The sequence below is a fragment of the Streptomyces sp. 6-11-2 genome (genome assembly GCF_006540305.1).
Classification (GTDB): Bacteria; Actinomycetota; Actinomycetes; order Streptomycetales; family Streptomycetaceae; genus Streptomyces.
On record NZ_BJOR01000001.1, the window covers coordinates 4264395 to 4276226 of the forward strand.

General features: G+C 73.7%; 9 protein-coding genes. 4 read left to right on the forward strand and 5 right to left on the reverse strand.

From position 1 onward, the window contains the following. Positions 1–60 precede the first annotated feature (60 nt). From TNCT6_RS18735 to TNCT6_RS18750, 4 genes are all read right to left on the reverse strand, one after another. Positions 61–1062: a DNA-3-methyladenine glycosylase gene (locus tag TNCT6_RS18735; RefSeq protein ID WP_141360453.1), complete on the reverse strand. Its 1002-nt coding sequence runs from the start codon at positions 1060–1062 to the stop codon at positions 61–63. A gap of 46 nt (positions 1063–1108) precedes the next feature. Then, positions 1109–2446 (reverse strand): coenzyme F420-0:L-glutamate ligase, encoded by a 1338-nt coding sequence (locus TNCT6_RS18740; RefSeq protein ID WP_141360454.1) that lies wholly within the window; start codon positions 2444–2446, stop codon positions 1109–1111. After that, the gene (gene cofD / locus TNCT6_RS18745; protein ID WP_141360455.1) at positions 2443–3426 is read right to left on the reverse strand and encodes a 2-phospho-L-lactate transferase; all 984 of its coding nucleotides are present in this window, start codon (positions 3424–3426) and stop codon (positions 2443–2445) included. Before cofD ends, TNCT6_RS18740 begins: the two co-directional genes overlap by 4 nt. A 72-nt stretch (positions 3427–3498) precedes the next feature. Next, positions 3499–4038 (reverse strand): cysteine dioxygenase family protein, encoded by a 540-nt coding sequence (locus tag TNCT6_RS18750; protein WP_141360456.1) that lies wholly within the window; start codon positions 4036–4038, stop codon positions 3499–3501. Between the two features lie 658 nt (positions 4039–4696). Here TNCT6_RS18750 and TNCT6_RS18760 point away from each other — a divergent pair. From TNCT6_RS18760 to TNCT6_RS18770, 3 genes are all read left to right on the forward strand, one after another. Next, positions 4697–4960 carry a WhiB family transcriptional regulator gene (locus TNCT6_RS18760; protein WP_003975777.1) on the forward strand — a complete coding sequence of 88 codons (264 nt, stop codon included), beginning with the start codon at positions 4697–4699 and terminating at the stop codon, positions 4958–4960. 192 nt (positions 4961–5152) lie between these two features. Continuing rightward, the gene (locus TNCT6_RS18765) at positions 5153–8935 is read left to right on the forward strand and encodes a glycosyltransferase (protein WP_141360457.1); all 3783 of its coding nucleotides are present in this window, start codon (positions 5153–5155) and stop codon (positions 8933–8935) included. Further along, positions 8932–10464 carry a DUF5719 family protein gene (locus tag TNCT6_RS18770; protein ID WP_141360458.1) on the forward strand — a complete coding sequence of 511 codons (1533 nt, stop codon included), beginning with the start codon at positions 8932–8934 and terminating at the stop codon, positions 10462–10464. The genes TNCT6_RS18765 and TNCT6_RS18770 overlap by 4 nt, the downstream gene beginning before the upstream one ends. Positions 10465–10525: 61 nt before the next feature. Here the strand turns inward: TNCT6_RS18770 and TNCT6_RS18775 are convergent, their stop codons facing one another. Further along, positions 10526–10975, reverse strand: coding sequence for a metallopeptidase family protein (locus tag TNCT6_RS18775; protein ID WP_141366581.1), 450 nt, complete (start codon positions 10973–10975; stop codon positions 10526–10528). 377 nt (positions 10976–11352) lie between these two features. Between TNCT6_RS18775 and TNCT6_RS18780 the strand changes: the two genes are divergently transcribed. Further along, positions 11353–11775: a DUF3499 domain-containing protein gene (locus TNCT6_RS18780; RefSeq protein ID WP_141360459.1), complete on the forward strand. Its 423-nt coding sequence runs from the start codon at positions 11353–11355 to the stop codon at positions 11773–11775. The last annotated feature ends 57 nt before the right edge of the window (positions 11776–11832 follow it).

Below are 11832 nucleotides of genomic sequence, written 5' to 3' on the forward strand. Positions count from 1 at the left end.
CCGGCCCGCCCCGTGCCGGGCCCACCGCGCGAGCCCGCCGACGCGGGAGGGCGTCCCGGCTCAAAGGCGCCCGATGTCGCCCTTCGGCATCCGCGGCGCCCGCCGGGGCGGCACCCGCCCGCTCAGCAGGATCAGCCGGGCCGCCCGATGCCGCTGCCCGGCGTACGGCTCCAGCAGACGCAGCATCTCCGCGTCGTCCGCGTTCCGGTCCCCGGCCAGCGCCCACCCCACGATGCCCGGCAGATGCAGATCACCGACCGTCACGGCGTCCGCCGCGCCATGACTGCGCTGCACGGTCTCCGCCGACGTCCACGGTCCGATGCCGGGCACCAGCTCCAGCCGTTCCCGCGCGCGCTCCGGAGGCATCCGCGCCGCCTCCTCCAGCCGCGCGGCGACCCGCACCGCCCGCAGCACGGTCGACGCCCGCTTGTCGTCGACCCCGGCCCGGTGCCACTCCCACGACGGGATCAGCGCCCACGTCCGCGGCGCCGGCATGACGTACATGCGTCCCGGGGCGGGTCCGGGCGCCGGCTCCCCGTAGGCGCGCACCAGCATCCGCCAAGCCGCGTACGCCTCGACCGTCGTCACCTTCTGTTCCAGGACCGACGGGATCAGCGACTCCAGCACCAGGCCGGTCCGCGTCAGCCGCAACCCCGGCCGCCGGTGCCGGGTCAGCGCGAGCAGCCGGTGCCGCGGCACGAACGCGGACGGGTCGTCGACGGCCCCGAGCAGTTCGGGCAGCTGCTCCATCAGCCATTCGGCGCCCGGCCCCCACGCGTCCCCGCGCACCGTCTCGCCGTGAGCGGACACGCGCAGCGTCCCGGGCCCGAGCGGTGTGCGGCCGGTGCGCCACACCGAACCGTCGGGCATCGCCCGGAACGTGGGATCGCCCTGCCCCCGCCGCAGAGGTCCGAGCACGAGCCCGAGGTCCAGCGGCCCGTCCGGCACCCAGGTGCGGACCCGTGCCGGCGCGGCGGCCTGCCGGGGTACGGCCGCGGGCGCGCCGGCCTGCCCACCGCGCACGGTCGGACGCGGGGGCCGCGGAGCGAAACGTCCTGCCACGAATGAGATCCAGGGTTGCCTTGAGGTGCCGTACGAGCCTATGCGGTCACAGGGAGACGACGAACGCTCCCGCGTCCCGCTGCGGCCGCGGCTTCGGCTGCTCCGCCGGATGCCCGACGGCGACCGCCCCCATCGGATCCCAGTCCGCGGGCAGGCCCAGCACCTCGCGCACCACGTCCCGGCAGAACATCGTCGAGGACACCCACGCCGAGCCGAGCCGCTCCCCGGCCAGCGCGACCAGGAAGTTCTGCACCCCGGCCCCGGCGGCGACGACGAACATCTCCCGCTCGGCGCCGTCCCGCCGCTCGTCGCCGTACTCGTGCGAGCCGTCCATGACGAGGCACGGCACCACGAGGTACGGCGCGTTGCGCAGCACGTCACCGCGCCGGATCCGTCGGGCGATCGACTCCTCGCTCTTTCCGTCCCGCCGCAGGTCCGCGATCCAGGCCTCCCGCATCGCGTCGAGCAGCCGCGTGCGCGACTGCGCGGACTCGAGGAGCACGAACCGCCACGGCGTGGTGTGGTGCGGCGCGGGTGCCGTCACCGCCGCGGCCACCGCTCGCCGCACCGCGCCGGGATCGACGGGCTCGTCGGTGAAGGACCGCACGGTACGCCGCTGGGTCACCGCCTCCCGCACGGCCTCGGAGGTCCCCAGCCGGAACATGTCGTCGCGCGCGTCACGCACCATGACCCGCGCTCCTCCTCCGTCCTCGCCGTTCTCCTCGACCACCACATGCCGCAGCCCGCGTACCACTGCGACGGGCAGCCCGGCCGCCTTGCCCTTGACCAGGTCGCCCGCGGCGGCCAGTTCGTCGGCGGTGGCGACGACGGTGGCGCTCAGCGGGTTGCCGTGCGCGTCCGTGCCGCCGCGCAGATCGTCCAGCACGCGTACGCCCGCGGCGCCGATGGCGACGTCGGTGAGCCCCGCGCGCCAGGGCCGCCCGAAGGTGTCGGTGACGAGCACTCCGACGGTGACGCCCAAGGCGTCGCGCAGCCCGTCCCTGATCGCGCGCGCGGACGCGTCCGGATCCTCCGGCAGCAACAGCACCGTGCCGGTAGGGGTGTTGGACGCGTCGACTCCGGCGGCCGCCATGACGTGCCCCTGCCGGTTCTGCACGATCCGCAGCGCTCCGCGCCGGGCCACGACCCGTACGGTCTCGGCGTCGATCGCGGCCTCCCGGTCGGCCGCCCGGACCAGCCGCCCCTCGGCCTTGGAGACGATCTTCGAGGTGACGAGCAGCACGTCCCCGTCGGCCAGTCCGGGCTCCGCGGCGGCGATCAGCTTGGCCAGCTCGTCCCCCTGCGCGACCTCGGGGATCCCGGGCACCGCCCAGACCCGGAATTCCGGGGCGTCGGCCGGTGACTCCTCCGTCGTGCCGCTCATGCTCCGCGCACCTCCTCGGCCAGTGCGAGCGCCTCGCCCGCCATCCGGGCGGCGGCGTCGACGTCGGTCATCATCAGCGGCACCGCCCTGCACCGGATGCCCGCGGTCTCGACCCGCCCGACCGAGGCCTCGTCGACCGTGTCGACGAGCCAGCCGTCCAGCAGCCCCGAGCCGTAGTGCTCGGCCACCGCCGCGGCCGTGGACTCCACGCCGACCGCGGCGAGGACCTTGTCGGCCATGCCGCGCACGGGCGCGTCCCCGACGATGGGGGACAGGCCGATCACCGGTACCCCTGCGTCGGCGATGGCCTCCCGGATGCCGGGCACCGCGAGGATGGTGCCGATGGAGACGACGGGGTTGGACGGCGGGAAGAGGATCACGTCGGCCTGGGCGATCGCCTCCAGCACGCCGGGCGCCGGCTTGGCCTGTTCCGCGCCGACCGGCACCACGGCTTCCGCCGGTACCGAGGCCCGCAGCCGCACCCAGTACTCCTGGAAGTGGACGGCCTTGCGCTCGCCGGGGCCCGGGGTGGCGCCGCTGTCGGGCAGCGTGACCGCGACATGCGTCTCCACCCGGTCGTCGGTCATCGGGATCAGCCGCACCCCCGGCTTCCACCGGTCGCACAGCGCCTCGGTCACCGCGCTGAGCGGATACCCGGCGCCGATCATCTGAGTGCGCACGATGTGCGTGGCGAAGTCGCGGTCGCCCAGGCCGAACCAGTCCGGTCCGACGCCGTACGCCGCGAGCTCCTCCTTGAGATGGAAGGTCTCGTCGGTCCGGCCCCAGCCCTGCTCCTCGTCGATGCCGCCGCCGAGCGTGTACATCACCGTGTCCAGGTCCGGGCAGATCTTCAGCCCGAAGAGGTGGATGTCGTCGCCGGTGTTGCCGATGACCGTGACGTCCGCGTCCGGCACGGCCCGCTTCAGGCCGCGCAGGAACCGGGCACCACCGATGCCGCCTGCCAGAACCACAATCCGCATGGACACAGTGTGTCAGCCGCCGGGCCGACTCGGTGCGGCCTGTGGGCAAGGGACACGTCCCCCGCCGGCGGCTCAGGCGCCGGCCGCGCCCGCCAGCCCGGGGAGGACCCCTGCGCACTGGGCGGCGGTGTGGGCCGCCCCGGTCGAGGACCGGGCGTGCATGGGCATCTCGGTCAGGCCGGGGAAGTAGACGTGCAGGCTGACCGCCGGCTCCAGCGAGTCGTTGACGACCTCGTGCGCGTACCCGGGCGCGAACACGCGCTGAGCGCCCGCCCCCAGCGCGCGCGTGGCCCGCGCGGTGCGCTCGGTCAGCTCGCCGTCCAGGACCGTGAGCACGCCGGAGGAGGGGCCGTGGTCGTGGAGTCCGCTGCCCTGTCCGGGCACCCAGGACAGGAGCCACACCTCGTAGCCCGGGCCGGTGCGCAGCCGGTGGTACCAGCGGGTCGTCGCGTCGTAGCGGACGAGGTGCGCCCACTGGGCGCGGTCGGCCGCGAGGGAGCGGGCCAGTCCGACGAACTCGGCCACGGTGGAGGGGTGTTCGCGGGGGGCCTGGAGCAGGTGCGGGACTTCGAGGAGGTCGCCGGCGATCTGGAGGTCGCTGTCGCTGTTCATGAGGGTGGGGAGGTTCCTCGGTGAAAGAAGGTCAGAGGGAACGGGGGCCCGGCCGAAAAGGTCCGGACGACGGCTGGAGCACGCGTGACGCGCGGGGGCTCAACAGCCGCAACAGCGACAGCTGCAGCGAGCGTGGGCAGCACCGAGGGACCCGGCGGTGCGGGTCGTGGTGAGTGCCGAGTTCGCGAGCATGCCCTCTAGGCAAGCGGCTCACACCCCCACTGTCAACTTGACGCCCGGAATGTGGGACATGTTTCACCTCATCCGGTTCATCTCACAGATGAAAGGTTTGCTCGTGGGGGTACCGGGACACATGGCGCACATGCCGGGCGCGCAAGCCCCGTTGCGATCCCGTGATCAGACCGTGATCCAGGTCGCTTCGGTGTGCGTGTCGGAACGAGATCGAAGTCCGGGGCGTCCTTCCCTGTGCGGGCTCCGCGTGGGGCGCGAGACCTTCGGAGCCTCGGCCATGTGTCATGGTTTATGACGATTTGAACACTTTCCGCATGGCCTTGGTTCCGCAGAGTGAATAAGGGGCTCAATAGCAGATCTCGGCTTGACTCGCCCGGAGCAGCACACTTGTAATTTCACTCGTGTCGTTCAGCCGGACAGATAACGGCTGCATCACGGGGACGCGAAAGACAGACGAGGGGCGCACATGACCGAGCTGGTGCAGCAACTGCTGGTCGACGACGCGGACGAGGAACTCGGCTGGCAGGAGCGCGCGCTGTGCGCCCAGACCGACCCCGAGTCCTTCTTCCCCGAGAAGGGCGGCTCCACCCGCGAGGCCAAGAAGGTCTGCCTCGCCTGCGAGGTCCGCTCCGAGTGCCTCGAGTACGCCCTCGCCAACGACGAGCGCTTCGGCATCTGGGGTGGTCTGTCCGAGCGGGAGCGCCGCCGTCTGAAGAAGGCGGCCGTCTGACCGCCGTACCACCGCAGGCTCCGCTCACATCCCCCGGAAAACGTCACGAACGGCCCGTCGCAGGTGGGTTATCCACAGGCGACGGGCCGCCTTGTTGGCCAGCCGATAGTGTGGTCGCTCGTCCGACACGCCCCCTGCCCCCACCGGGCACGGGCGTCCACCGAAGTCCACCGAACCGGGGCCCGTATCTCGATGTCCGTGCACAGCCATGCGGCAGCCCACTACGACGGCGCTGCCCCAGTGCCCGACCCCGCGCGTGCGACGGTGTCCGACCAGACCGGCACACCGGAGTACCCGCGCCACGTCGTCACCGCCGTGCTCGTCTCCCACGACGGCGCGCGCTGGCTGCCCGACGCGCTCGCCGGCCTGCTCGGCCAGGAGCGCCCCGTGCAGTGCGCCGTGGCCGCCGACACCGGCAGCGCGGACGAGTCGGCCCAGGTGGTCACCGACGCCCTCGGCGCCGATCGCGTCCTGCACCTCGCCCGGCGCACCGGCTTCGGACAGGCCGTCGAGGAGGCCGTCCACAGCGCCCCGGTCCTCACCCCGGACGACCTGCCCTACCTCAAGCGCCCCAGCAGCTGGGACCCCGTCACGCGCACCTGGCGCGACGAGACCTACGACCTGCCCGAACTGCCGTACGGGGAGCCGGTGCAGTGGCTGTGGCTGCTGCACGACGACTGCGCCCCCGAACCCGACGCCCTGGCCCAGCTGCTGCGCGTCGTGGAGAACGAGTACGAACTCGGCCGGGACGACGTGGCGGTGGTCGGTCCCAAGCTGCGCGGCTGGTACGACCGCAGGCAGCTCCTCGAAGTGGGCGTCAGTATCGCCAACTCCGGTCGCCGTTGGACCGGCCTCGACCGGCGCGAGCAGGACCAGGGCCAGCACGACCACGTCAGGCCCGTGCTGTCGGTGTCCACCGCCGGAATGCTGATCCGGCGTGACATCTTCGAGGAACTGGGCGGGTTCGACCGTCGGCTCCCCCTGATGCGCGACGACGTCGACCTGTGCTGGCGTGCCCTCTCCGCCGGCCACCGTGTCCTGGTCGCCCCCGAAGCCGTCGTACGGCACGCCGAGGCGGCCTCCCGCGAGCGCCGGACCGTCGACTGCGTCGGCCGCACCGCCGCCTCCCCGCACAAGGTCGACAAGGCCGGCGCCGTCTACACCCTGCTCGTCAACACCCGCACGGCAGCGCTGCCCTGGGTGCTGCTGCGCCTGGTCCTGGGCACCCTGCTGCGGACCGTCGCCTACCTCGTCGGCAAGGTGCCGGGGCAGGCCGTCGACGAGATCCGCGGTCTGATGGGTGTCCTGCTGCGGCCCGAGCGGATCATCGCGGGCCGCGGCAGACGCGGCAAGCCGCAGATCGACAAGGGGGAGCTGCGGGCGCTGCTCCCGCCGCCGGGCGCCACCATCCGCGTCACGGTGGAACAGGTCGCGGGCAACCTCGTGGGCGGTTCCGACGCCGAGGCGTCCTCGGCCGGCCGGCACGGAGGCGCGATCGAGTCCGGGCCCGGCGGCGACGACGCCGACTTCCTGGAGATCGAGCAGTTCGCCCGTCTCAAGCGCATCGCCCGCAAACCCGGCCCGGTGCTCTTCCTGTTGCTGCTGTTCGTCTCCCTGGCCGCCTGCCGCGGTCTGCTCGGCGGCGGCGCGCTCGCGGGCGGCGCCCTGCTGCCCGCGCCCGCCGGCTCCTCGGAACTGTGGTCGCGCTACCTCGACTCCTGGCACCCGGTGGGCGCGGGCGGCACCCCGTCCGCGCCTCCGTACCTGGCGATGGTCGCGATGCTCGCCTCCCTGCTGCTCGGCTCGACCGGGCTCGCGGTCACCGTCCTGCTGGTCGGCTCGGTACCGCTGGCCGGATTCACCGCGTACTTCGCCTCCCGCCCGCTGGTCCCCTCCCGCCTGCTGCGCGCCTGGGGCGCCGTCGCCTACGCCTTCCTGCCGGCCATCACCGGCGCGCTGGCCGGCGGCCGCATCGGCACCGCCGTACTGGCCGTGCTGCTGCCGCTGATCGCCCGCGCGGGCGTCGCGGCCGCCGGCCTGGCCAAAGCCCCCGGCGCCCGCGGAAGTTGGCGGGCCACCTGGGCGTACGCGCTGCTGCTGACCGTGACCACCGCGTTCACGCCGATCGTGTGGCCCATCGCGCTCCTGCTCGGCCTCGGCGTGCTGGTCGTGCGCCGCGACGACATCGTGGCCCACGGGCTGCGCTTCCTGGCGCAGTTGGGCACCCCGCTGCTGGTCCTCGCGCCCTGGTCGCTGTCGCTGCTGCCGTTCGGCTTCTTCCACGAGGCCGGCCTGGAGTACGGCTCCTCGGCCGCCTCCGCGCTGGACCTGCTCGGCGCCGGCCCCGGCGGCCCCGGCACGATGCACGGACTGATGCTCATCGGCATCGTCCTGGCCGCGCTGGCCGCCCTGCTGCGCTCCGAGCGCCAGTTCGCGATCTGGACGGCCTGGGCGGTCGCCCTGGTGGCGCTCGTCTTCGCCGTGCTGTCCAACGGCTCCACCTGGGCCGGCCCGGCCACCCTCGTCTACGGCCTCGCCCTCCTCGCCGCCGCCGTGATCGGCGCCGACGGGGCACGTGCCCGCGTGGCCGAGCAGAGTTTCGGCTGGCGCCAGCCGGTCGCCGCGCTGATCGCCTTCGCCTCGGCCGCCGGCCCCCTGCTCGTCGCCGCGGGCTGGATGATCGGCGGCGCCGACGGCCCGGTGGAGCGGCGCGACCCCGTGCAGGTGCCCGCGTTCGTCGCCGAGGAGAGCGGCACCCGCGACCAGGCCCGCACCCTGGTTCTCGACAGCGACTCGCCCGCCCACGTCGGCTACATGCTCGTACGCGGCTCCGGCGCTCGCATGGGCGACGCCGAACTCGCCGCGGTGAACGGCGGGAACAAGCAACTGGACAAGGTCGTCGCCAACCTGGTCGCCGGCTCCGGCGCCGACCAGGCCGGCCAGCTCGGCGGTTTCGCCGTGCGCTACGTCCTGGTCCACAAGGGCGCGCCCCGCGACGTCAGCCGCGTCCTGGACGCCACGCCCGGGCTGACCCGGCTCAGCCAGCAGGACGGCAGCGCCCTGTGGCGGGTGAACCAGGAGGTCTCGCGCGCCGCCATCATGCCCGCCGCGGGCTCCGGCACCGCCCAGCCCGTCGCCGCCGGACCTGTCGAGATCCACACCACGATCCCGTCCGGGGCCGAGGGCCGCGTGCTGCGCCTGGCCGACTCCGCCGACGCGGGCTGGACGGCCACCCTGGACGGCAGGCCGCTCACCCGCACCACCGTCGACGACTGGGCCCAGGGCTTCCAGCTCCCCGCCTCCGGCGGCAAGCTGGACGTCACCTTCGAGGACCCGTTCGGCCACACGGCCTGGCTGTGGGCCCAGGGCGCCCTCGCCGTCGTCCTCGTCGTGCTCGCCCTGCCCGGCCGGCGCCGCGACGTCGACGACGACCTGCCGGAGGAGGAGCTCGTCCCCGCCCAGGCCGTCGCCGGGGAGGGCCGCCGGGCCCGCAGGCTGCGGGCCCAGGCCGAGGCCGAGGCAGACGAGGCCGGACAGGGCGAAGCCGGTCAGGAGGGGGTCGGCCAGGAGGAGTTCGGGCGGCAGGAGTTCGCGGCGGAACCGGGCACCGTGCCGCCTCCCGCCGCGGACGAGGAGCCCGCCGCCGTCCCGCACCAGCAGTCCTACGACGAGTGGGACACCACCGCCTACGCGGGAGCCGCGACCGAGTACGGCGCCTACGGCGACGGCCAGTACGAGGGCGACGGCCAGTACCAGGGCGCCCAGCCCCAGCAGTACCCGGCGGGCGGCTACGACCAGGCGTACCAGCCCGACCCGTACCAGGGCGGCCAGTACGACCAGTACGGCTACGGCGGCCAGCCCCCGGCGGCGCCCTACGGCCAGACGTACCAGCAGGGATACGAGGAGCCGTACGACCCGGCTCAGCACCACCCGCACGGCAACGGCAACGAGCGCCCCGACGGGAGCCAGCAGTGAACCGCACGACCCTGTCCCTGATCGCCGGCGTGACCGCGCTCGCCGCCGTCACCGGATTCGCCGCGCTGGACACGCCGGACGCCGCGGGCGCCGGCCCCGCCACGGCGGCCGCGCAACTGCCCGTCGAGCGCACGACCCTGGTGTGCCCGGCGCCGAGCACCTCCGACATAGCCGACACCGCGTACACGTCCTTCACCCCGGTGACCACGGGCACCGGCGGCACGGGCAAGGCCCAGCTCATGCCCGCCACCGAGCAGTCGGACACGGGTGACGGGAAGGACACGGCCAAGGGCGGCTCCAAGGGCAAGACCAAGGACGGCGGAAAGAACAAGACCGCCAAGTCGGTCCTGGAACCCAAGGAGCCCGGCACACCCGTCACCGGCGACACCTCGGGCGGCGAAGCGCCCGCGCTGATCGGCACGGCCGAGGGCAAGTTCGCGCCCGGCTGGACGGTGCAGCAGACCACCGAGGTCGCCGTGGGCGCCGGCCGCGGGCTGCTGGGCGTGACCTGCACCGCGCCGGACACCCAGTTCTGGTTCCCCGGCGCGAGCACGGCCGCAGCCCGGTCCGACTACATCCACCTGACCAACCCGGACGACTCCCCGGCCGTCGTCGACATCGAGCTCTACGGCGCGGAGGGCGCCGTGAAGTCGCCCGCCGGCGAGGGCATCACCGTTGCGGCGCACTCCAGCGAGCCGCTCCTGCTGTCCACGCTCACCGACTCGGCGCAGCAGGACCTCACGGTGCACGTGAGCGTGCGCAGCGGCCGGGTCGGGGCGGCGGTGCAGGCCCTCGACAACAGTCTGGGCGGGGACTGGCTGGCGGCGTCGGCGGACCCGGCGGGCAGCCTCGTGCTCCCGGGCATCCCCAAGGACGCCACGGAGGTACGGCTGATCGCCTTCACGCCCGCCGACTCCGACGCCGACCTGAAGGTGCGTCTCGCCTCCCCGTCCGGGCTGATCACGCCCGCCGGGCACGAGACGGTCCACCTCAAGGGCGGGATGACGACCGCCGTCGACCTCGGTGAGGTCACGCGTGAGGAGGCGGGGTCGCTGGTGCTGACCCCGACCTCGCGGTCGGTGCCCGTGGTCGCGGCGCTGCGGGTCCTCAGGGGCAAGGGCGACCGGCGGGAGACGGCGTTCATCCCGGCGGCCGGCCCGTTCATGACCCGGGCGACCTTGCCCGACAACAGCGCCAAGGGCTCGACACTGTCGCTGACGGCTCCCACCGCCACCGCGCAGGTCAAGGTCACCGCGTCGGCGGGCAGCGGGGGCGGCACGGCCGTCTCGAAGACCTACACGATCAAGGAAGGCACGACCCAGGACATCGCCCCGCCGGTGCCGTCCGGCCTGAAGGGGACGTTCGCGCTCACGGTGGAGCGGATCTCCGGCGGCCCGGTCTACGGGGCGCGCACCCTCACGGCGTCGCGGGAGGGCAACTCCGGCTTCACGATCCAGACACTGCCGGACGACCGGGGGATGGTGGCGGTGCCGCACGCGGAGCAGGACCTGTCGGTGCTGCAGAAGTGAGCCGGGCGGCCCGGGGGCGGCGCGGCGACGGGTCGGGGCTGTCCTCGCCGCACCGGGGAGGTCAGTCCTCGCCGTAACGGGGGTCGACCGTCTCCGGGGTCAGCCCCAGCAGTTCGGCCACCTGCTCGACGACGATCTCGTGCACCAGGGCGGCGCGCTCGTCGCGGCCCTTGGTGCGGATCTCCACCGGCCGCCGGTAGACGACCACGCGGGCGCGTCGCCCCTCACGCGACGCGACCGTGCCCCCGAGCGGCACCGCCTCGTCGCTCCACGGCTGCCCCGGCCCGTCCAGCCGCGGCACCTCCACCACGAAGAAGTCGACGTCGGCCAGTTGCGGCCAGCGCCGCTCCAGCCGGTCCACGGAGTCCTGCACCAGATCCGCGAACGCCTCGGCGCGGCTCGCGGCGAGCGGCACCTGCGGCGGGGCGATCGGACCCCGCATGCCCCGGCCGTGGCGATCACGTCGGCGGGGCCCGGGGCCGGTGGCACGGGGCGGTACAGGGGTGTCCATCACTGGTGAAGGGTAGTCCCCGGCGTCCCCGGGTGCCCGGTCCCGCGCGTCATCGCGGACCCCGTGCCGGACCCCGTGCCGGACCTCGTGCCGGACGCTGCGCCGGACGCTGCGCCGGACTCGGCAACGGACCTCGCGCCGGACGCCCTGCCCTCACCGCCACGGCCGGTCGCCCGGTGAGCATTTCAGCCAAGCTGGGGCTCGATTCCATATCTCTCCAGGACCGTCGATATCAAGGTAATTGACTGATTTTGTACCCGGTCGTGACCGGATCCGACGTGTTCGAGATCCCGACAGGGGGCATTCCTGCAGGTCAGCGAAGTGTGACAGAAGGTGCGTCTGGGACGTTTCATACCGCGACACGGTGGAGTGGCCTGGTGGAGAGTCGTCGCGGCCCGCTCAAGAGTGCGGTACCGTCCATCGTCGTGAGCCTTGTACGTCGCTGTTCGCGCACCGCTTGCGGCCGTCCCGCCGTAGCGACGCTGACGTACGTCTACGCCGACTCGACCGCTGTCCTCGGCCCGCTCGCCACCTACGCCGAACCCCACTGCTACGACCTGTGCGCCGAGCACTCCGAGCGCCTCACCGCGCCCCGGGGCTGGGAGGTCGTCCGGCTCCTCGACGGTTCCGCTCCCGCGCGGCCCAGCGGAGACGATCTGGAAGCGCTTGCCAACGCCGTGCGCGAGGCGGCCAGGCCCCAGGAACGGGCGGCCGAGGCCGGTGGCGGCGCGCGTACCGCGGACCCGATGGAGGTCGCCCGCCGCGGCCACCTGCGCGTGCTCCGGTCGCCCGACAACTGACACCGGGCAGCCCGCGAAATCCTTCCGCCACCCTCGGCCCTCGCCTCCGCCGCCTTC

Excerpts from the sequence above, each read along its gene's own strand:
- cofD (WP_141360455.1), bottom strand. The coding sequence starts at position 3,426 with ATGCGGATTGTGGTTCTGGCAGGCGGCATCGGTGGTGCCCGGTTCCTG.
- TNCT6_RS18760 (WP_003975777.1), top strand. The coding sequence starts at position 4,697 with ATGACCGAGCTGGTGCAGCAACTGCTGGTCGACGACGCGGACGAGGAA.
- TNCT6_RS18765 (WP_141360457.1), top strand. The coding sequence starts at position 5,153 with ATGTCCGTGCACAGCCATGCGGCAGCCCACTACGACGGCGCTGCCCCA.
- TNCT6_RS18740 (WP_141360454.1), bottom strand. The coding sequence starts at position 2,446 with ATGAGCGGCACGACGGAGGAGTCACCGGCCGACGCCCCGGAATTCCGG.
- TNCT6_RS18775 (WP_141366581.1), bottom strand. The coding sequence starts at position 10,975 with ATGGACACCCCTGTACCGCCCCGTGCCACCGGCCCCGGGCCCCGCCGA.
- TNCT6_RS18750 (WP_141360456.1), bottom strand. The coding sequence starts at position 4,038 with ATGAACAGCGACAGCGACCTCCAGATCGCCGGCGACCTCCTCGAAGTC.